Source organism: Jeotgalibaca dankookensis (assembly GCF_002005405.1).
GTDB classification, from domain to species: Bacteria; Bacillota; Bacilli; order Lactobacillales; family Aerococcaceae; genus Jeotgalibaca; species Jeotgalibaca dankookensis.
In genome coordinates, this window is record NZ_CP019728.1 from 175982 (window position 1) to 197704 (window position 21723).

The 21723-nt window shown below is 39.3% G+C and carries 19 protein-coding genes; 13 read left to right on the forward strand and 6 right to left on the reverse strand.

Annotated features, from left to right (window positions below; translation table 11 throughout):
- Nucleotides 1-30: 30 nt before the first annotated feature.
- Nucleotides 31-1878 (reverse strand): ATP-dependent zinc metalloprotease FtsH, encoded by a 1848-nt coding sequence (gene ftsH / locus BW727_RS00845; RefSeq protein WP_062467946.1) that lies wholly within the window; start codon nucleotides 1876-1878, stop codon nucleotides 31-33.
- Nucleotides 1879-2003: 125 nt separating this feature from the next.
- Here ftsH and BW727_RS00850 point away from each other — a divergent pair, with 125 nt between their 5' ends.
- Nucleotides 2004-2480, forward strand: a complete 477-nt coding sequence (locus tag BW727_RS00850) for a methylated-DNA--[protein]-cysteine S-methyltransferase (RefSeq protein WP_149025701.1) — start codon at nucleotides 2004-2006, stop codon at nucleotides 2478-2480.
- Between the two features lie 69 nt (nucleotides 2481-2549).
- Here BW727_RS00850 and BW727_RS00855 read toward each other — a convergent pair whose 3' ends face one another.
- From BW727_RS00855 to BW727_RS00870, 4 genes are all read right to left on the reverse strand, one after another.
- The gene (locus tag BW727_RS00855; protein WP_062467950.1) at nucleotides 2550-3230 is read right to left on the reverse strand and encodes an amino acid ABC transporter permease; all 681 of its coding nucleotides are present in this window, start codon (nucleotides 3228-3230) and stop codon (nucleotides 2550-2552) included.
- A gap of 3 nt (nucleotides 3231-3233) precedes the next feature.
- A complete protein-coding gene (locus tag BW727_RS00860) occupies nucleotides 3234-4076 on the reverse strand; it encodes a transporter substrate-binding domain-containing protein (protein WP_062467952.1) in 843 nt (280 codons plus the stop codon).
- A gap of 132 nt (nucleotides 4077-4208) precedes the next feature.
- Nucleotides 4209-4868 (reverse strand): hypothetical protein, encoded by a 660-nt coding sequence (locus BW727_RS00865; protein WP_062467954.1) that lies wholly within the window; start codon nucleotides 4866-4868, stop codon nucleotides 4209-4211.
- A gap of 1 nt (nucleotide 4869) precedes the next feature.
- Nucleotides 4870-6354, reverse strand: coding sequence for a DUF1538 domain-containing protein (locus tag BW727_RS00870; protein ID WP_062467956.1), 1485 nt, complete (start codon nucleotides 6352-6354; stop codon nucleotides 4870-4872).
- Nucleotides 6355-6452: 98 nt separating this feature from the next.
- Here BW727_RS00870 and BW727_RS00875 point away from each other — a divergent pair, with 98 nt between their 5' ends.
- From BW727_RS00875 to BW727_RS00925, 12 genes are all read left to right on the forward strand, one after another.
- Nucleotides 6453-7301: a metallophosphoesterase gene (locus BW727_RS00875; RefSeq protein ID WP_062467958.1), complete on the forward strand. Its 849-nt coding sequence runs from the start codon at nucleotides 6453-6455 to the stop codon at nucleotides 7299-7301.
- A 106-nt stretch (nucleotides 7302-7407) separates the two neighbouring features.
- Nucleotides 7408-8970: a response regulator gene (locus tag BW727_RS00880; RefSeq protein ID WP_062467960.1), complete on the forward strand. Its 1563-nt coding sequence runs from the start codon at nucleotides 7408-7410 to the stop codon at nucleotides 8968-8970.
- The gene (locus BW727_RS00885; protein ID WP_062467961.1) at nucleotides 8967-10715 is read left to right on the forward strand and encodes a cache domain-containing sensor histidine kinase; all 1749 of its coding nucleotides are present in this window, start codon (nucleotides 8967-8969) and stop codon (nucleotides 10713-10715) included. The genes BW727_RS00880 and BW727_RS00885 overlap by 4 nt, the downstream gene beginning before the upstream one ends.
- Nucleotides 10716-10810: 95 nt before the next feature.
- The gene (locus tag BW727_RS00890) at nucleotides 10811-11863 is read left to right on the forward strand and encodes a galactose ABC transporter substrate-binding protein (protein WP_062467963.1); all 1053 of its coding nucleotides are present in this window, start codon (nucleotides 10811-10813) and stop codon (nucleotides 11861-11863) included.
- Nucleotides 11864-11936: 73 nt separating this feature from the next.
- On the forward strand, nucleotides 11937-13427 hold the full coding sequence (locus tag BW727_RS00895; RefSeq protein ID WP_062467965.1) for a sugar ABC transporter ATP-binding protein: 1491 nt from the start codon (nucleotides 11937-11939) through the stop codon (nucleotides 13425-13427).
- 13 nt (nucleotides 13428-13440) lie between these two features.
- Nucleotides 13441-14502: a galactose/methyl galactoside ABC transporter permease MglC gene (gene mglC, locus BW727_RS00900; RefSeq protein ID WP_227807204.1), complete on the forward strand. Its 1062-nt coding sequence runs from the start codon at nucleotides 13441-13443 to the stop codon at nucleotides 14500-14502.
- A 14-nt stretch (nucleotides 14503-14516) separates the two neighbouring features.
- Nucleotides 14517-14657, forward strand: coding sequence for a hypothetical protein (locus BW727_RS10590; protein ID WP_156179548.1), 141 nt, complete (start codon nucleotides 14517-14519; stop codon nucleotides 14655-14657).
- A 142-nt stretch (nucleotides 14658-14799) separates the two neighbouring features.
- Nucleotides 14800-15783, forward strand: coding sequence for a Gfo/Idh/MocA family protein (locus BW727_RS00905; RefSeq protein ID WP_062467967.1), 984 nt, complete (start codon nucleotides 14800-14802; stop codon nucleotides 15781-15783).
- A gap of 15 nt (nucleotides 15784-15798) precedes the next feature.
- A complete protein-coding gene (locus BW727_RS00910; RefSeq protein WP_062467969.1) occupies nucleotides 15799-17058 on the forward strand; it encodes a DEAD/DEAH box helicase in 1260 nt (419 codons plus the stop codon).
- Between the two features lie 108 nt (nucleotides 17059-17166).
- A complete protein-coding gene (locus tag BW727_RS00915; RefSeq protein WP_062467971.1) occupies nucleotides 17167-18171 on the forward strand; it encodes a LacI family DNA-binding transcriptional regulator in 1005 nt (334 codons plus the stop codon).
- A 12-nt stretch (nucleotides 18172-18183) separates the two neighbouring features.
- Nucleotides 18184-19617 (forward strand): FAD/NAD(P)-binding protein, encoded by a 1434-nt coding sequence (locus BW727_RS00920; RefSeq protein WP_062467972.1) that lies wholly within the window; start codon nucleotides 18184-18186, stop codon nucleotides 19615-19617.
- Between the two features lie 172 nt (nucleotides 19618-19789).
- Complete coding sequence (locus BW727_RS00925) at nucleotides 19790-20923, forward strand: AI-2E family transporter (RefSeq protein WP_062467974.1); 1134 nt, start codon at nucleotides 19790-19792, stop codon at nucleotides 20921-20923.
- A gap of 44 nt (nucleotides 20924-20967) precedes the next feature.
- Here BW727_RS00925 and BW727_RS00930 read toward each other — a convergent pair whose 3' ends face one another.
- Nucleotides 20968-21612: a YczE/YyaS/YitT family protein gene (locus BW727_RS00930; RefSeq protein WP_217994404.1), complete on the reverse strand. Its 645-nt coding sequence runs from the start codon at nucleotides 21610-21612 to the stop codon at nucleotides 20968-20970.
- Nucleotides 21613-21723 lie beyond the last annotated feature (111 nt).

The window sequence follows — 21723 nt, forward strand, 5'->3', positions numbered from 1 at the left end:
AAAAATGAGTGTCTCTCTTTCCATTAACTTTTAATCTTCTAATATATCCATAAACTGTTGCCCGCTAATTGTTTCTTCAACCAGTAAAAAGTGAGAGAGTTGATGTAATTTTTCAAGGTTTTCACTCAAAATTTTAACCGCTTCTTGGTGTGCTGTTTTTATTAAAGCAATCACTTCACGGTCAACACGTTCAGCTGTCCCAGAAGAAACATTCATGGTCATGTCACCGCCAAGGTAAGGATTTGCTTGGCTCTCAATCTGCATCATGCCAAAGGTATCGCTCATGCCGTAGCGCGTGATCATAGCACGTGCAATTTTAGTCATCTGTTCAATGTCATTAGAGGCACCAGTTGTCATGCGGCCAAATATGATTTCTTCAGCAGCACGTCCACCCGCTAGTGTAATCAGCTTGTTGGTTAATTCCTCTTTACTCATCAAACTTTTTTCGCCTTCTTCAATCTGCATGGTGTAGCCTAAAGCACCAGAAGTTCGCGGAATAATGGTGATTTTGTGAACAGGCGGCGAATCGGTTTGTTTAGCCGCAACGAGGGCATGGCCTATTTCGTGATAAGAAACAATTTCTTTTTCTTGCGGAGAAATAACCGCATTTTTACGTTGGTAGCCCGCAATAACTGTTTCAACTGATTCTTCTAAATCTGATTGCGAGACACGAGCGCGCCCCTCACGAACCGCTCGCAGAGCACCTTCGTTAATAATATTAGCCAGTTCAGCCCCTGAAGCACCACTGGTAGCACGGGCGATGGTATTGTAGTCAATATCGTCTTCCATTAAATAATCTTTACTATGAACTTTTAAAATGTCTTCGCGTCCGCGAATATCCGGCAATTCAACGGGCACACGGCGGTCAAAACGGCCAGGACGTAGAAGCGCAGCATCCAAAGTTTCCGGACGGTTAGTCGCTGCTAAGACAACGACCCCTTTATTGGCTTCGAAACCATCCATTTCAGCCAAAAGTTGGTTGAGGGTTTGTTCGCGTTCGTCGTTACCGCCCACCATACCACCACCATCACGTTTTTTACCAATCGTATCAATCTCGTCAATAAAAACAATACAAGGTGCTTTTTCATTCGCTTCTTTAAATAAATCACGGACTTTGGCAGCACCGCGACCGACAAACATTTCTACAAATTCAGATCCGGAAATACTAAAGAAGGGAACGTCTGCTTCACCAGCAACTGCTTTTGCCATCAAGGTTTTACCTGTACCAGGAGGGCCTACTAAGAGAACACCTTTGGGGTTTTTAGCACCGATATCTTTATATTTCTCAGGTTGATGTAAGTAATCAACAATTTCCGACAAGGCTTCTTTGGCTTCATCTTGTCCGGCTACGTCTTTAAAAGTTTTAGAGTCTGTTGCTTTTACATAAACTTTGGCATTGGATTTTCCAAAAGACATTGGACCGCCTCCACCAGCGCCACCCATTCGTTTCGCTAGTTGACGGCCTAATAAGGAGAAGAGACCCCAAATAATGAGCACCGGAACAACCCAAGATAATAATAACGAAAGGATAGGGGAAGCTTCCGTGGGGATGTCAGTCGCAAAAACAATTTCTTTTTCTTCTAAGCGAGAAACAAGTTGCGGATCATTAACGATACCAGTTATATAAACTTGACGCTTATCATCTTCATCCGTTGCGACATAGGTCAATTGGTTATTTTCAATTTTAACTTCAGAAACGGTTCCTTTATCAACTTCTTCTATAAAAGAACTATAAGGAACTTCTTCCACGCTACGATTGGCAATAGATGGGAAAAGGAAAGAATTCCAAAATACCGCACCTAATAGTACAAGGAGAATATAATATATCCATGATTTATTATTTGGTCCTGTAAACTTTGATTTGTCTTGATTATCCATATTCAGATTCGTCCTCTCTTATTAACTAATAATTATAAGGATTAATAGTGTGTTACTATTGTACCGGATAAGTTTGAAGAATATGTGAAATTAAGCAGATAACTCTAAAAAAAGGAGAAATAAGGATGAATTATTTAATCTACCAGTCCCCCATCGGCGCCTACTTGATTGGAGCGGATGATACTAATATTCTGGCTATTGATCGAATCGATGAAACGGAAACGATTATCCAAAAAGAGACACCGCTTTTACGAGTAGCTAAACAACAATTATCAGAATATTTTGCAGGGCAACGGACCGTATTTGATTTGCCAATTAAAACAGCAGGGACAGCTTTTCAACAGCAAGTTTGGCAAGCTTTAAAGGCTATACCATATGGTGAAACAAGAAGCTATAAAGAGATCGCCACTGCCATAGATAACCCTAAAGCAGTACGCGCAGTCGGGGGAGCGAATAATAAAAACCCTATTTCCATCGTCATTCCGTGCCACCGGGTCATTGGATCAAGTGGACAGTTAGTGGGATACGGGGGTGGGCTGGACGCCAAAGTTTTTTTGTTGGCACTGGAAAGTCAAAACAAGAAAAACGACTCAGCTAAATAGCCGAGTCGTTTTTTGTGAGGTAACAAAAATCTTTCGATTTCTATTACGCTCTCCATTATATCAATAAAGTTAGTAAGAACCAAATTCTTTTTCTAATTTAGCTTGTAGCACTTCATAAAGCGAACAAATTGCCCAATATATAAGGGCTACCATAATATAAACCGTCATATAATCGTTTTCCCGGCCGCCGACAATTTTGGCCTTTTGAAAAATATCTGGGACCGTAATCATAGCCGCCAAAGAAGAACTCTTTACCAAATCTAAAACAACGTTCGATAGTGGCGGAACGGCAATGCGAAGTGCTTGCGGGACGATAATTCGCCATAAGACTTTACGACGTGACAAGCCAAGCGACATTCCTGCCTCCCATTGCCCTTGGTCAATCGCATTGAGGGCCGAGCGAATAATTTCTGCAATATAAGCAGCGGAACTTAAGCTAAACCCAATAATCGCCGCGACCACAGCTTGGAAATAAATCCCAATAAAAGGAAATCCAAAGTAGAGAATAAATAATAAAACTAATGTGGGTGTACCACGCATAAAAGAAATATAAAGCTTTGCAAACCGGCTAACTAATTTAATAGAAGAAATTCGCATGAGCGATAAAAGGAAACCTAATACCAGCCCTAATAAAAACCCAACTGCAGAAATTAAAAGCGTATATCCAATCCCAGAAACAACGTAACCAAAGTTATCAATGGCTAAGCGAATGTTAAAAATATATTCCCACTTTATATCTGAAAAGGCCATTTCCTAATCCTCAGGTTGGAAAACAGGCAAATCATCAAGGTTGTCAAGAGGCTCAGAGACATTTTCTCCTCCAAAGAATTCAGCAGACAAATCTTTTAGAACGCCTTCTTCGCGTAATTCTACAAGAGCCGCATCAAATTTTTCTTTAACGGACTCATCACTATCGTTTAGTACAAATGCTTGTGAGGAAGGATTGTATTTCAAATCGTGCATTTCAACGCCCAAATCCTTATAAAATTGGACGGCGACATTGGACACATAGTAATCGTTGGGAATAAAATCCGTACGACCGCTTGCAACATCACGGAAGAAAACATCGTTAGTAGCATTATCATAAGTGACTGGCTCTGCTCCTAATGAACGAGCGATTCCCATATAAGTAGTCGTTGCACCACCAGCAGCTTTTTTACCTTCCCAATCATCAAAACTTTCAATACCCGACTGATCTTCAGAGCGAACAACAAGACCACCAAAGGAATATTTTACGGGTTCAGTAAATAAATAATCTTCTTTACGCGCATCGGTAATATCAAATCCATTAGCTGCTAAATCTGCTTGACCACTTTGCACAGCAGTTAAGATGCCATCAACGCCCATTTCGGTAAAGGAAACGTCTACATCTAATTTTTCAGCAACAGCTTTTACAATTTCAATTTCATAACCCGTTAACTCGTTATCATCGCCGTAGTAAGAAGTGGGAAAGAGTGTACCAGAAGTTGCTACAGTTATTTCGCCTTTTTCTTCTATTAAATCCCATGCTGTTTTTTCCGTATTACTTTCATTTGATCCACAAGCAGCTAAAAATAATCCCGATACAGCAAAAATAATACTTAATTTCTTTTTCAAGTCGATCGCTCCTTTTATCTTTAATTATGTAAAAGATTAACACGTTACTCTTTTTTATGCAACAGTTTTAACTTTCTGTTTTAGCTGGCAAAAAGTAAAAAAAGGGAGTAGGACAAAAGTCCCACTCTTTATTTAACCTTCATAGATACCGCGAACATTTTCAACGTCAATACTAAATAAAATCCCAGAATCCTTATCGCTGAAATCAACTTTCTTCACAAGGTGTCTTTCAATTGAATCGGCGAGGTGTTTACCAACTAAGTTTAAAACAATATCTTTTTCGGAACTAATTTCAATACCAAAGACTTTTGTCACGGTTTCAGCAAAAGCACCTAAGCCAGAAATGATAGTCCCACCAGCACCACCAGCTTCGCGTACCGCATCGACCACATTTTCACCTTCATCAGCAGAAACAATCGAGACGAAAAGTTCATGGGTTGCTTCAAGACTTGTATCATCCATATGCATATCATAACGTTGCCCTTGTGTCCCGACTAAAGAAGAGACACGCGTGGAGAAGACAATACCACGATTCGACTCTTCTAAACGGAAGGTCTTTTTAATGTGAGCAATGGTGGGTAACGTAAGATCACGCTTACTCACCATTAAGAGGACTTCTTTACGAACTTCTGACAATCCCATACGTCTTAAAAGACCGCTATTAACGGTCCCATGACCCAGTGTAATGGTTCCACCTGTTATACCAATCTTTTTAGCTTCAGCTAGCACACGGCTGGCTTTACCGATGTTTACAATCACAAAAATCAAATCAAAGTATTTTTTTTCTGGCATCTTATACACCTTCCTTTTTTGTTCTTTTCGCATAAACTGCTCCAAGTAGTTGGAGAGAGAGAATTGGCATCATAGCCACCATAGCAATCATTCCAAATCCATCAATCAAAACATTTGCGTGTGGGGTAATTTCTGCCACACCTTGAATAAAAGCTAAAATAAAAGTAGCAGTCATCGGTCCGGAAGCAACGCCCCCTGCATCAAAAGCAATTCCTACGAAAAGATTTGGAACACGAAAGGCAAGGAATAAGGCAATGATGTAACCCGGAACCAAGTAGTGCCAAAGTTGGATGGCTGGCACTAGGACACGAACAACTGACAAGAAGACGGCCAAACCAACGCCTACTGATAAGAAAACTAAAACAATCGATCGCCGAACCGAACCGTTCGTGACGGATTCAATTTGGTGAGTCAAAACATAAACAGCCGGCTCTGCTAAAATAACCACCAACCCTAGTAAAAGTCCGATGAAAAGAACAGGTAGTTTACTATCCATTCCCGCAATCATCATCCCTAATTGACGTCCAACGTTTAGGAAACCAGCATTTACACCTGTTAAGAAAATAACTAATCCCACATACAAGTAGATAAGACCTAGTAATACATTTTTAAATTCCCGTGTATTCATTTTTCGCTTGGAAATATAGAGATTATAAACAACAAAAATAATTAAAATAGGGGAGATGGATAGAATGGTTTCAAAAGCCATATGCGGGAAGGTATCCGTAAAAGGTTTAAGCCAAGAGGTATAAGCACCCGCATCCCCATTTAAAGAACCTGAAATACCACCATTTCCGGTAAAAAGGCCAAGAATTAAAACAGCTAAAATGGCACCAGCCGAAGCAATCCCAACTAACCCGAAACTATCCACTTCAGCAGACTTTGAGTCCTTATTGAGAGAAGCAACCCCCCATGTCAAAGCAAGCATAAAGGGAACAGTTAAAGCACCAGTCGTTGATCCCGAAGCATCAAAAGCAATCGCGAACAAGTCATTGGAACTAAAAATAGAAATCAAGAAAATAGCGGCATAAATAATGGCGAAGAGATAACGAAGGGGAAAACGATAAACAATCCGAAATAGTCCCAATGTCATCATAAAGGCAATCCCCACTGAAACGACTACTAATAAAAGAGTACTGGGTATGGCGCCACTCGTGACTTCGCTTACCTGATTTGATAGAATAATTAAATCAGGTTCCGCGATTGAAATAAAAAAACCTAGAATCACACCCATAACTAATACAAATTTTAAGCTATTACTGCGTGCAATTTCTTTTCCCAAATAATTTCCAATCGGAGTAACACCAATATCAACTCCAAATAAAAAAATAGCGAGTCCTAAAATAATGAGCAAAGCTCCGAATAGAAATCGTGGAAACTCTATTCCTGGTAAAGGGGCAATGGTAAAATGAAGAATGACTACCAAAAAAGTAATCGGTAAGACAGATTGCAAGACTTCTTTCAGCTTGTCAACAAATACTTCCATATCAAAACTCCTTTCAGTCAAATGTTTCAATATTACATAAATATTAAGATATCACAACTATAACATATTTTACCCTTAAATTATAGGAGGAACCCTAAATGAAACTCAGAAAAAAACTCGTCCATACAGCTGCAACTGGCGCAAGTCTAGCAGCCTATCTCTATAGCCAAAACACACGCTTTCAAACCACTCACTATCGCATTCCAATCCATCAACTAGCAGTCGAAAATGTAGGAATAAAAGTTGCTCAGCTATCCGATTTACACTTTCCTTATATTAAAATTAACCAGAATAAATTAATCCAAAAATTGGTTCAAGAACAGCCTGATTTAATCTTTTTAACCGGTGATCAAATGGACGCGGCTGAACCAGAACGCTGGTATGAGCTACACACTTTCTTGAAGCGAGTGTCCGCAATTGCGCCTAGCTATGCGATTATGGGGAATCATGATCATGTTAATCCGAATAATGAAGCCATCTATCAAGGGACTGGTGTGACTTTTTTAAATAATCAAGCCGAATCGATTACCTTACCAGATCGTTTGCCTCTTTTGATTATGGGTGTATCCGAACCATCTTTTGTTGCCAAACGCAAAGCTAAAAATCTAATTAAAAAGGTATATGTGCGACCAGAGTGGCAAGAACAGACAAAGTTATTGCTGGCTCACCGCCCAGAACTATTTGAAAAGTACCAAGCTGATGCAGAAAAGGCACCTGATCTAACCTTTTCTGGCCATGCACACGGCGGACAAGTACGCATCAAAGGGATTGGAGGACTCTTTGCCCCGGGACAAGGACGGTTACCTAAGCACACGGCGGGTGTTTTTTCATTAGCGAGCGATACCCATAAAAAACTAGTCGTGAGTCGGGGCCTGGGACCTTCGCATTTTCCTCTACGGGTTAATAACCGTCCCGAGTTAGTTATAGTGACTTTAGTCAGAGAATAGAAAAAAACCGAGTGTTTATCTCGGTTTTTTCAGTATTGCAGAGTGAGTCAAGAAAGACTATGATAAAAGAAGTTTTTAAAGCGCTTTATTTTAGGAGGAATCCAATGTGTATACTGTTTTATTAGTCGATGATGAACGCTCGCTACGCGAGTCCATACAAGAACTAGTTGACTGGGAAGGGAATGGGTTTAAATTAATAGGAACAGCTGAAAATGGCTTAGACGCTTTGCAATTAATGGAAAAGGTCGGAAGCCCAGATTTACTTATTACGGATATTAAAATGCCAGTGATGACGGGTATTGAACTGGCCCAACATGTCAAAGACGAGTATCCCACTACTAAGGTTGTCTTTTTGTCTGGCTACGATGAATTTCAATATGCTAAAGCGGGAATTGAGCTGAATATTTTTCAATACCTTCTAAAGCCCATTTCAGAACAAGAGATTGAAAAGACCTTGGCAACAATCGAAAAACAAATAAGTAATGAGATAAGAGCAGCCAATGATTTAACGCAAGTTAAAAAAGAATACTTAGATCAACTCGAAGTTATGAAAATTTCTTTTCTTATCTCTTTGTTAACAGAAACCTACACGAATGTAACCCAGCAAGCCTTAGAAGATTTTATTGGCGAATACAAGCTTGATTTTTTGCAAAATGGCACTGTTTTATTAACAATCCAACTCAAAGAGGAGAGTCAGGATGTTGATCTCATTCGCTTTTCTTTATCCAATGTCATTCGTTCAATCTTAACCAAATACAGTGCTGCTGAAGTATTTCTCTTTTCTGGTAACATCGTCTGCTTAATGCCAGTTCATGTGCCACTAGAGACGATCAATAAAGAAATCATTGAAAGTGCGCTAAAAGTTTTAAATCAAGAAATCTATATAGGAGTAAGCGAAGCCTTTAGCGATATTCTAGCCACTAAAAAAGCCTACCGACAAGCAATAGAAGCTCTTGATTTTGCCCGTTATACAAGTGAAGGCAATATTATTCACGTCACCGATATAGAAGTAGGTAAAACAACTGCAGATACTTTTGAAAATTTAGATGAATACAGCTTACAACTGGCTATGAAAACAGGGGACATGCGGACGGTTCATGAACAGTTAGACAAATTGCTCAAAAAAAATAACAATCTAAACCTTGTAGCTAGCCTTCTCTATATTACAGCTATTCGCTCACTCTATGATTCTGGTGTAGAAATGCGTGATGACTATACCAATTGGTATCATGAGTTTGTCAGCCAATCTAAATACCATAGCGCTAGTGTAGCGGCAGAAGAAATTAGAAGTTTCTGCCAAAAGGTGGTAAATGAAATTGCTGGGTTACGCAAACGTTACACCAATACGATGGTCGCTCAAAGCCTAAATTATATGAACGGGAATTTTCAAGATGCCGATTTATCTCTGCAAACAGTCAGCAAACATTTGTCTTTAAGCCCCACTTATTTTAGTGCCGTTTTTAAAAAAGAAACCGGACAGTCATTTATTGAAGCCTTGACAGAGATGAAAATGAATCACGCAAAAAAATTAGTCCTAACGACTTCTCATAAAATGTTTGAAATCGCCCAAGCCAGCGGCTATAATGATCAGCATTATTTTTCTTATAGTTTTAAAAAGTATTTTGGTATTTCACCTACTCAAATGCGTCGGGAGTTGGCACAGGTATGATAGATTTGAAAAAGCGCTTGGCTAAACTGAAGAAAAAGCCAACTAAAAATTTAAATCAGATTATTCGCCTGGCGATGACCAGTGTTGCAGTTGTGACTTTGATTGTTTTTGCCACGACCATTACTGCGGTAATTAGAGATACCTTGATTGCTAATTCTAAAACAGCAACCGAACAAAGTGTGAACCTTTCTTATCTCTATTTGAAAAATTACCACGATCAATTACGCCAAAAAGGGTCCATCATTGCCGATGAAATCCAACAGACCGGCCCAAATAATCGGCTTGATAAAATGAGAGAAATTTATCAGATGAACCAAGACGTTGTATCTGTGAACCTGTATGAATTAGATGGAAAGCCGGTAATGCATGCTCCTTTGCATTATTTAACTAAAAATAAGAGCCCATTATTTGAAAAAGAATGGTACCAAGAAAAAGCTAGCCCTTATAGTTTCCAATTTTCACTTCCGCATTTACAAGATTTATACCAAACCGTTCCGATTCAAGTGGTGAGTATTTATCAACAAATTCGCTTGGACGGACAACCTTACATTCTCTTGGTCGATTATGATTTCGATAGTGTCAGCGATTTTTTAAGTCGGGTCGTCATTGACGATAAAGGCTATGTCTATATCGCAGATAACGAAGGAAGGGTTATTTACCATCCCTTTCCTGTTCGCCACGCATCCGAAGAAAAGACTAGTGTAGAGGAGCTTATCCATAAAGGGGATGGAACCTTTGTAACAGAGAATGAACGGTATACAGTGGGACACCGCACGATTTCCAATTTAGGTTGGCATATTGTAGGTGTGTCTTATTTAGAAGATTCTCTTGATCCGGCTTTAAATAGTTTGTATCTCAATACCATGATTATTCTGATTGTAATGTTAGCTATTGTTGCAATTGCTAGTACGATTGTTTCCAAGTATATTGCCAAACCAATCACCAACATGGTTACCTTTATTGAAGGAACGCAAACGGAGAGCTTAGATGAAAAAATTACGGAACAAGGTTTTGATGAAGTTAAACGTTTGTCCTTTGCATATAACAATTTGCTGGGGCGTGTTACCGATCTCATGACACAAGTTAAGGAAGAACAGGCGGAACTAAGAAAAGCTGAGATGAAAATTCTGCAAGCCCAAATTAATCCCCATTTCCTTTATAATACCTTAGATTCTATTTTATGGATGTCAAATCGCAACGATAACCAAGGCGCTGCTGCTATGACGAATGCACTTGGTCGCCTCCTGCGTATTTCACTCAGTAAAGGAGAGCACCTTATTTCTTTGGAAAAAGAGTTGGAACACGCTAAGAGTTATTTGGAAATCCAGAAAATAAGGTACGACGATCAATTTACTTATGCCTTTGAAGTAGATGAAGGATTGGAGAATTGCCAAACTGTTAAACTTATTATTCAACCTTTTTTAGAGAATGCTTTGTATCATGGCATTGAACGAATGGTGGATGAAGGTCACATCAATATTCGAGTTAAAGACAGAAAAGATCATATTCTGATTGAAATAGCCGACGATGGCGCCGGCATGACTGAAGAAAAATTAGCTCAAATAAACCAACCAAAAGGATTAAAGCAAAGTGGACAAGGAATTGGAATCAGTAACGTAAACAGACGTCTTAAAATTTATTTTGGTGAGCAGTATGGCATATCAGCAGAGAGTGAGCTTGATGAAGGAACCTGCGTCAGCATTCGCTTTCCTAAAATTTGCGATGGAAATTTTGAAAGCACATAAAATATCCCACATTTAACGTAAGAAATCACATAGAGCTGAAAGCGTTACCATGATAACATACAGATAAAGCAAGACAAATCAAAGGAGGATTTTAAATGACTAATTGGAAAAAACGATTATTCCATACAATGACAATCAGTTCAGTTGCACTACTAGCAGCTTGTGGCGGGGCAAGTGATGAAGCTGTTTCATCAGAAGTGACAAGTACAAATGAAGTTGTGAGTGGCGCACCGACTCTAGGTGTCACTTTCTACCAATATGCCGATACTTATATTTCATCGGTACGTCAAGCACTTGAAAATGTTGGAAATGAAGCAGGCGAATTAAACCTCGCTTTAAACGATGCCCAAGGGGACCAAGCAACTCAAAATGACCAATTAGACGTTATGATTGAACAAGGTGTAGACGGCTTAGCAGTTAATATTGTGGATGTAGGTGCTGTTCAAACCGTGATTGATAAAGCTTCAAATAATGAATTACCAATTATTTTCTTTAACCGTGAACCGGATCAAAGCATTTTATCTTCTTATGATCATGCTCGTTTCGTAGGGACAAAACCAGAAGAAGCTGGTATTTTACAAGGAGAAATGGCAGCAGAACTATGGAATTCAGATGATAGCTATGACAAAAATAATGACGGTGTTATGAACTATGTGATGTTGACAGGTGATGCTGAAAACCCTGAAGCCATCGCTCGAACTGAATATTCAGTGAAATCAGTAGAAGAAGAAGGCATTGAAGTAAAAGAACTTGGGCAACAAGTAGCTAACTGGAATGCAGACCAAGCCTATACAGCAGTATCCGCATGGATTTCTCGTGAAGGCGATAATATTGAAATGATCTTTGCTAATAATGACTCAATGGCATCAGGTGCGATTTCTGCTTTACAAGCAGCAGGTTACAACACCGGTGACGGTCCATTTATTCCTGTATTTGGAGTCGATGCAACCGATGAGGCAAAACAATTAATTTCTGATGGCTACATGTCTGGAACCGTTGAACAAGACGGTGAAGCAATGGCACAAGCGATTCATGCGATGGGTAAAAATGCACTTGAAGGAAAAGAATTCCTTGATGGTACCGACTTAGAGTATGACGAAACAGGAATTTCAGTTCGTATTCCTTACCAAAAATATAGCGGTGAATAATTTAATACGATAAGAATATTAAAGGAGAGTGGACACGATCCATTCTCCTTTTTATGGAAGAGAGGGACAGCCAATGAATTATTTGTTAGAAATGACTGATATTGTCAAAGAGTTTCCCGGCGTCCGTGCCCTAGACAATGCACAACTTCAATTGAGACCTGGAACCATTCACAGTTTGATGGGTGAAAATGGTGCGGGGAAGTCAACGCTCATGAAATGCTTGTTTGGAATTTATAATAAAGATGCCGGAATTATAAAAATAAGTGGCGAAGAGACAAATTATGACAATCCAAAGACTGCCTTGGAACAAGGGGTATCGATGGTTCACCAAGAGTTAAATCAAGTTTTAAAACGTAATATTATGGAAAATATTTGGCTGGGTCGTTTTCCTAAAAAAGGCTTTATTATTGACGAGAAGAAAATGTATGAAGATACACAGGAAATTTTTGAACGCTTAGGAATTTCTTTAAATCCCAAGAAAATTATCGGCGAATTGTCTGTTTCCCAACGGCAAATGGTAGAGATTGCTAAAGCAGTAAGTTATGGCGCACGTATACTAGTTTTAGACGAACCCACTTCATCACTTTCCGATACCGAGATTGAGCACTTATTCCGAATTTTAAATCAGTTACGTTCTGAAGGTGTGGGAATTATTTATATTTCACACAAAATGGAAGAAATTTTACGGATTTCTGATGACGTAACAATTATGCGTGATGGAAAATGGGTCGCAACCTATCCAGCCGAAGACTTAACTACCGAAAAAATAATCAACTTAATGGTAGGACGTAAATTGGAAAACCGTTACCCCAAACGCGAACATACGCCAGGTGAGGTCTTGTTAGAAGTCAAAAACCTAACCGGTCTTTACCAACCAACGGTAGAAGATGTGTCATTTAATCTACGAAAAGGTGAAATACTAGGAGTTTCGGGCTTGGTTGGTTCTAGAAGAACTGAATTATTGGAACTTCTCTTCGGTACCGCGACGGTCAAAACAGGAGCGGTTTTATTAAACGGTGAACCGCACCGTAATAAAAACGCGCGAGAAGCAATTGGAAACAAGTTTGCTTTTGTGACTGAAGAAAGACGGTCGACCGGCATTTTTGAAAAAATGGATATTACTTCCAATACCGTTATTGCGAATTTAAAGAGTTACGTAAAAGGTGGTTTAATTGATAACAAGCAAATGGTAACCGATACGGCAGGAATTATTGAAAGTATGAATGTCAAAACGCCAAGCCAAGAAACCAAAATCGGTAACTTATCCGGTGGGAACCAACAAAAGGTCATTATCGGCCGCTGGCTCTTAACTGAAGCAGATATTTATTTGTTGGACGAGCCTACTCGAGGAATTGACGTTGGGGCAAAATATGAGATTTATCAAATTATTTTAGAGCTTGCAAGCCAAGGGAAATCCATCATCATGGTCTCAAGTGAAATGCCAGAATTACTCGGTATTTGTGACCGAATCATGGTCATGTCGAATGGGCGTTTAGCTGGAGTAGACGATGTTGAAAACTTGGATCAAGAAAAGATTATGACTTTAGCAGCTAAATACGTTTAAGAGGTGAAAGAAAATGTCTGAAAACAAAGTCAATGAGGCAGCCATGGAAGAAGAGGCGCTGAAAAAAGAACGTCGTGAGAAAACACGTAATTTTCTATTGAACTACTCGCTTTATATTATTTTAGGTATTCTAATTATGGTTATTATCATTGTGGAACCATCCTTCTTGTCCTTGACCAACTTAACGAATATCTTAAGTCAAGCATCGACTCGGATTATCATTGCTCTTGGAGTAGCGGGCTTAATTGTTCTACAAGGAACCGACTTGTCAGCGGGTCGTATTCTTGGATTGTCAGCAGTTGTGGGGGCTTCCTTGTTACAAAATCCCGATTTTGCATCGCGGATGTATCCAGATTTACCGGTTCTACCGATTGTGATTCCTTTACTCGTTTCTTTAACGATTGGGGCTATTTTCGGTATAATTAACGGGTTTGGTGTGGCTGTTTTGAAAGTCCATGCCTTCATTATTACTTTAGGAACTCAGTTAATCGCCTACGGAATATCCTTAATTTATATCGACCGTCCACCTTTGGGAGCACAACCGATTGGATCATTGGATTCACGGTATACTGATTTGGTGCGGGGTTCTTTTAATCTTGGTCAAGTAAAAATTCCTTATTTAGTACTTTACGCATTAGTAATTGCGGTAATTATGTATATTGTTTGGAATAAAACGACTTTAGGTAAAAATATGTTTGCGATTGGTGGGAATATGGAAGCAGCCGAAGTTTCTGGTGTGCGCGTTATTCCAACAATCATGATTATTTTCCTTATCTCTGGTCTCTTATATGGGCTAGGTGGTTTCCTTGAAGCAGCTCGGGTTGGTTCAGTCACATCTAATACCGGTTTGAACTACGACTTAGATGCGATTTCAGCCAGTGTTATTGGTGGGGTTTCCTTCTCTGGTGGTGTCGGAACAATCCCTGGTGTTTTAATCGGGGCCTTAATCTTACAAGTTATTAACTATGGGTTAACCTTTATTGGTGTCAATCCTTATCTACAATATATCATCCGTGGACTAATCATCATCATCGCTGTGGCCCTTGATGTACGTAAATACATCAAACGTAAATAAAAGGATGGATTAAAATGGAGAATAAAGAAGAAAAACCACGTTTCAAACGGTACAATATGTACGACCAGATGAACATCAATGAAAAATGGCTGGACGTCTTTATTATTGCCATGATTGTCCTACTAGTAGGGGTCGTTATTTGGGGTTCTTTATAGAAGAATAGATTATTAAAAGGCGGATAACAGTTCCGCCTTTTTTTTATATGCAAGACTTATTTAGCTCAAAAAGGAAGTTCGGTTTAATTGCCAACAAAAGTGTAGTAAAATAGACCCAATACGAATAAAAAGGAGGAGTTCGATGTTAAACGTAGGAATAATTGGAACAAGTGGCATTGCACATGAGTTCGCTAAAGCCTTACAAATGACAGAAGATTATCAAGTCAAAGCCATCTACAGTCGTACAAAATCAAAAGCGCAGTCTTTTGGGGAAGCCTATGGGGCGGATTTGTTTTTTGATGATTTAGAAGAAATGTTGGCCCGACCAGAAATTGATGTGATTTATATCGCCTCTCCCAATAGTCTTCATTTTCAACAAGCCATGTCCGCACTTGACCACCATAAACATGTTATTGTGGAGAAACCTGCTTTTTCGAATCTCTCTGAGTGGGATCAAGCTTTTGCGCGTGCAGAAGAAGCGGGTGTCAAACTGTTTGAAGCAGCTCGTCATTTACATGATCGCAACTTCCAAGTAGCCAAGGACCAAATAAAGAAATTTGATAAAATTGATAATGCTGTCTTATCATATGGTAAGTACTCAAGTCGTTACGACCAAGTTCTAGATGGACAAGAGCCCAATATTTTTTCTCTAAAATATTCAGGTGGCGCCTTAATGGATTTGGGAGTCTATTTACTTTATGCCGCAATCGGTTGGTTCGGTGAACCGGAATCAGCTACCTATCAAATGAAGAAAGTATCAACAGGAGTAGACGGTTCAGGTGTCATCCTTTTCCAATATCCTACTTTCAATGTCACCATGCATGTATCCAAAACGTTTAATTTACATGTAAGCAACGAAATCAATAATGGCCATCAAACGATTATTTTAGATGAGCTAACCGGAACGAAGGAAATTATTCTAGAGAACACGCGCACGAATGAACGGACCGATTTAGCCTACCAACCAGATGCGCATTTAATGTTGGCAGAAGCTTTAGCTTTTGCCCGCGAAATCAACCGCCCTTCCGATGATTATGAAGAATGGAAACAACTCAGCCGCAAAGTGACTGCTTGGTCTGAAAAATTACGAAAAGAGGCGGGAATTTACTTTACTGCCGATAAATGAAAGAGGCCAAAAAATATGATGATTGAAGAAATAAATGATCGATTTAAACGCTATTGGAAAGCGATGAGTTTCCAATTACCAACCCCCATTCAGGAACGTTCCTACCAACCCCTTTTAAATGGAGAAGATGTTGTCGGGTTATCACCAACTGGAACTGGTAAGACTCTAGCCTATGCCATTCCCTTGTTAAGTAAATTAAAACGTAATGGTGAGTTGCAGCTGGTGATTATCACTCCGTCCCAAGAGTTAGGTGTACAAGTAGGCCGTGTTTTAGAAGAGTGGGCTGGTTTATTAGATTTAAACTCGCAAACCCTAATTGGTGGTGCGAGCTCCAAACGTCAAATTGAAAGTTTAAAAACCAAACCAGAAATTGTGGTCGGAACAACTGGCCGCATGTTGGAACTTTCTAATCAACGGAAACTAAAGTTGCATACAGTTAAAACCGTTGTCTTGGATGAGGCGGATTATCTCCTACAACGGGAACACTTGGACAATGTCCGCGAATTTGTTAAGAAAATGCCGGGACAAAGACAAATGGCATTCTATTCAGCTACTGATAGTGAGAACCTACGAAATATTTCACGCTGGTTCAATACAGATCCGATTATCTTGGATACTGCTGACGCCAGTGTGAACCAAACGGAACATGGCTATGTCTTAACGGATAACCGTAAACGTGCAGAAATGTTGCGCCGAATTGGAAATGTCAAAGGGATGAAAGCTTTAGTATTTGTGAATGCGGTTCAAGAACTGGACTATTTAGCAGAAAAACTGAAGTTTGAAAACCTTAACGTCTTAATGCTTCATAGTGAATACGGAACAAGTCAACGTAAACATGCTCTTGAAACTTTTAAAAACGATGAAGCGGTCTTCCTGTTAACGACGGATTTATCGGCACGTGGCATTGATATCCCAGACCTTCCCTATGTGATTAATTATGATTTGCCTTTATCTAAAGAAGTCTATCAGCACCGCTCGGGTCGAACCGGCCGGATGGGTAAAGAAGGCCGCGTTTTATCTTTAGCCAATGAGCGTGGTATTCGCGAAGTTAAAAAATTAATTCCGCATCCAAGCGAGTTAACAGAATGGTTTATTTATGGGGGACAATTAGTGGACCAATTGCCAGAAGTAGAGGTAGAAACGGTTAAAGCCCCGCCCAAAAAAGTAGTTCGTTCAAAAGAAAAACCCGAAGCAAAACCTACTTCTAAACCAAAAAAGAAAAAGCGCAACAAATCACAGAAAAATAAAGGTGCACGTCGCAAAACAAAGGATTAAAATGAGGCGATTCTCTATGAAGAGGGTCGCTTTTTTAATCGCTAAGTCCTATACTAAAGAGTAATAAAGTATAATTTAGTAAAATTTTACCAGAATGAGGAATGTAAAATGGCGACTCTAAAAGATATTGCCAAGCTGGCCCACGTGTCGACTGCAACGGTTTCACGTGTCCTGAACGAGGATGAAACGTTATCAGTCGCTGAAGAGACACGCTTAAAAATATGGGCCATCGCCGAAGAACTTCAATATAAAAAGACCCCTAAAAAGGTGCTGAATCGTCATATCCAGCTTATACAGTGGTATAGCCAAGAAGAAGAATTAGATGATATTTATTACCAAGCCATTCGATTGGCTGCTGAAAAAACGGCTGAAGCCAATCATCTAACCGTCACAACTAGCTTTCAAACGATTCCTAACTCCCTGGAAGAGAATGTTGCAGGTATTTGTGCAATTGGAAAATTTTCTGCCCACGAAGTAGACCAGTTACAAGCCTTTCACAGACCGCTTGTCTTTATTGACTCCGATCACATGCAGCATGGGTCGGATAGCGTCGTGATTGATTTTCAATATGCGATTGGTTTACTTCTTTCCGAAATAACCAGTCTTGGCCACCAGAAGATAGGCTTTTTAGGTGGAAAAGAATACACGCAAGATGGCAGAGAAAAGCTGATAGATCCAAGGGAAAGTTTCTTTCGCCAGATGTTAAGCGAGAAGGGCCACTACCAACCTGATTATTTCTATAAGGGGACCTTTTCGACCGAATCTGGTAAAGAGATGATGACGCAAGCTATAAAGGATCTTGGGCAAGAACTACCAACGCTTTTCTTTTGTGCCAATGATGCGATTGCCATTGGAGCCATGCGAAGTTTGCAAGATGCTGCAATTGATGTTCCCAAAAGAGTGAGTATTATCGGTTTTAACGATAGTAACGTCGCGCGCTATGTCTATCCTACTTTATCGACGATTCGAGTGGATACAGAAGCGCTTGGTAAAAATGGCATCAGTCTATTATTAGAGCGAATAAATCAAGATCAAACGATGACGAGAAAAGTTTCCATTGCAACCGAATTTATAGCACGTCAATCAACACAGACTTTTTATCACGAAGATTAAGAGGAGAGAAGAATGAAGAAACGAATTGCAATTGTCGGCATGGGTCCAGCAGGAATTAGTGTTTTGCGAGCGATGAGTCAGTATGACGCCTATCAAGCTTGCCAAATTGTTATCTACAATAATACCCAAACATTTGGAACGGGCATGCCTTATCAGAAGGATTCTGATTTACTTTTAATTAATCAAACGGCTGATACCATGAGTATCGATCCGAATAATAAACTTGATTTTGTGAACTGGGTCAAGGAACATAAAGACTCAAACCAAGGACCTAAATCCTTTTTACCCCGTACTTGGTATGGTGAATATTTAAAAAGTAAACTGGATGAAGCCATCGAAAAAATGCACCCTGAAATTATTTATGAAGACGCTAGAGCGATTCGTGTTCAAGAAGACGGTCGCTACCAAGTTGAAACGGATCAAACCTCTCAGAGCTTTGATATCTTACACCTTTGCATTGGACATCTTGCTTACCAAGACCCTTATAACTTAAGAGGGCATAATAATTATATTCATCATCCCTATCCCGTTCAAGAAAAGCTAACCACTTTTCCAGAAGGAAGCCATATTGGAATTATTGGGACCGGCTTGACGAGCATTGATCTCATGCGTTTTTTAAGGAATCAGCCTAAGCATTATGACCTGTCTTTTATTTCTCGTAGTGGGGGCTTCTCCTTGTACCGAGAGCCAGAAACGGATTTAACCTTGCGCTATTTAACGTTAGAAAATTTAGAAAAGAACCGCAAAAATGGCTTCGTTCCTTTGGAGAAAATGATTGAATGGTTCCGTCTTGAATGCCAAGAACATGGCGTGGACTTCGATCGTTTAGTCGAGCGGTTTGGTACTGGAACAACACCACAATTACGGGAACAACTCGAAACGCAAACCGACTTGGATATTGTTCAAACTATTATTGGTAAAATGGATCCCTATATAGCTGATTACATGACTGCTTTAAAGGTATCCGATCGGCGGTTATTCTATTCAGAATATGAATCCCTATTCCACCATCTGCGTGCACCTATGCCTAAACAATCAGCAGAACGCCTAATTGAAGGCGTTGATAATCAAGAAATATTCGTATATGCCGGCATCCAATCAATCGAACCACTAGAGGATGGGTTTACCATTCAGCTAGCGAATAAAAGTGTAACGATTGATTATTTAATTAATGCAACCGGTCATGAGATGAGTCTTTCTGAACCGGAAAGACAATTACCATTAATTGCGCAATTAGTGGATGAATATATCCTAGAAGCAGAATATAATGGTGGGGCGCAAGTAATTTGGCCGAGTGCAGAAGCGGTTAGCCAGAAATATGGTATTCTAAACAATTTCTACGTCCATGGGCAACTGGTTCAGGGCATTCAATATGGAAATAGTGCGCACCTCTTAATGCAGCAAGCTACGAAAGTCGTAGCACTCGATTATTTTAAGAACTTTTAATCACTAGCCTGACCAGTTTAACTTCTAGTGATGAAATTCTTGGTATTTTCATCATTAGCAGACTAAAAATAATTTGGTGTGATGAATTTTGCCCAAATTTCATCACTAGAAGCGGTTAGGAGTTTTCTGGTGATGATTTTATGAATTATAGGAAATCGAATGGGGGGTTTAGATGAGCAATAAATTAGATATTAAAAAAGTTTACTATATTTTAATTATTTTTGGCTTGTTATTAATTTATAACTATTCAGAAACCATCATTATGTGGGGTCGCATTTTTGTCAGTGCGATGCGTCCTTTAATAATTGGGGCTTTGGTCGCTTATTTATTAAATATTATTGTCGTCCGTTTAGAAAGACGATTCTTAGTAAAAATTAAGCAAAAAAACTTATTGATTGCCCGTTTGATCAGTATCGTCATTTCTGTCCTTGTGATTTCTGTTGTTTTATATTTGATTATAAAACTAATTTTCCCACAAGTTGTTACAATTATTACGAGTCTGATCAATGGCATTCCAGTCTTAATGAATCAAATTCAATTAATCCTTGAAAATAAAGAGGTCGCTGCTGTTGTGAATTCCCTTGGTGCTAATCTAGTAAAAGACTTCAATGATTATGGCCAACGGTTAATTAGCTTTGCAACATCTAGCGCCAATCAGGTACTCAATTCTTTTCTACAAGTTATTGGGGGTGCCACTTCGGCTTTGTTTACCTTTGTTATTGCCTTCTCTTTTGCTATGTATTTATTATTAGGAAAAGAGAGACTGACTCAGCAGATGCGCACCATTGGGGTAGCCTTTCTCCCGGAGAAAACCTATAATCGCTTCACGAGACTGTTGACAATGAGTCATGAAATTTTTTCGAGCTTCTTCGTCGGTCAAACTTTGGAAGCTATTATTTTAGGCGTTTTATGTGTCTTGGGGATGCTGCTCTTCCGTTTCCCGTTTGCTTTAACAATTGGGACTTTTACTGGTTTTACAGCATTAGTACCCTTAGTGGGTGCTTGGCTAGGTGCAGCAGTTGGATTTTTACTCATTGCTTCGCAAAACCTAACCCAATCTCTATTTTTTATTGTTTTTATAGTGATCCTTCAACAAATAGAAAGCAACTTAATTTATCCACGAGTCGTAGGAACCAGCATCGGAATTCCAGGGATTTGGGTTCTGGTTGCGATTACGATTGGTGGCGGAGTCGCTGGAATTCCTGGTATGCTCATTGGCGTTCCAGCTGTAGCAACCATCTATCAAGTTGTCCAAATCATTACAGCCAAACGTCTGCAGGAAAAAACCATGAGGCAAACCCAATAAAAAAACTGGTCAAACCTTAATGGAATAAAGTCTGACCAGTTTTTTTAAATAAGTGGCAGATTGTATTTTTTAATTAATTTCATTAGCCAATTCAATATGCGCCCAACTGAAACGGCCGCAACAACGGTACCAATTCCAATTGATCCTAAGGAACCAAGAAAAATAAAGCCAATTGCTAAAGCTAAAAGGACATTAGAAACATCGCCAACAATTCTGGCATGTCCATAAGTCATATGGAAATGCTTACTAATAACATTGGTCAATTCATCATAGGGCATCAGAGTAAAGTTTACATTTGTATAACCGGTTAGACCCATGGCTATTAAAAACAAACTAATAATTAAATAAAGCCATTGGATAGCTAGATTGGTTGGTGCAGGCAAAACCAGTTGGACGAGAAATAAAGAAGCATCAATAAAAAATCCAAATAAAAAAGCAATCGCGAGTTGGATAGCCGCGTCTTTTATATCAAGTACTCTGGTAATTAATACTTGCACACCAATATAGAAGAAATGCGTAAAGACCGTGATGGTTCCGACTGAGATTCCAGTTACTAAGGTGACGGCATATGACAAAGATGAAACGGGTGAAACGCCCAAATCAGCATAAATTGAAAAGCTGATTCCTAGCGACATAAAAAAGACTCCGACGACATAAATAAGAGAACGTCGCATAATATTTTTATTCAATTGTCTCCCTTCAAGTTTGTACTCATACGTTCATTATAGCATGAACCCATTCACTATTCTCACTAACTATTAAATAATTGCCTAGCAAAATGGACAGTTTATGACTAATCA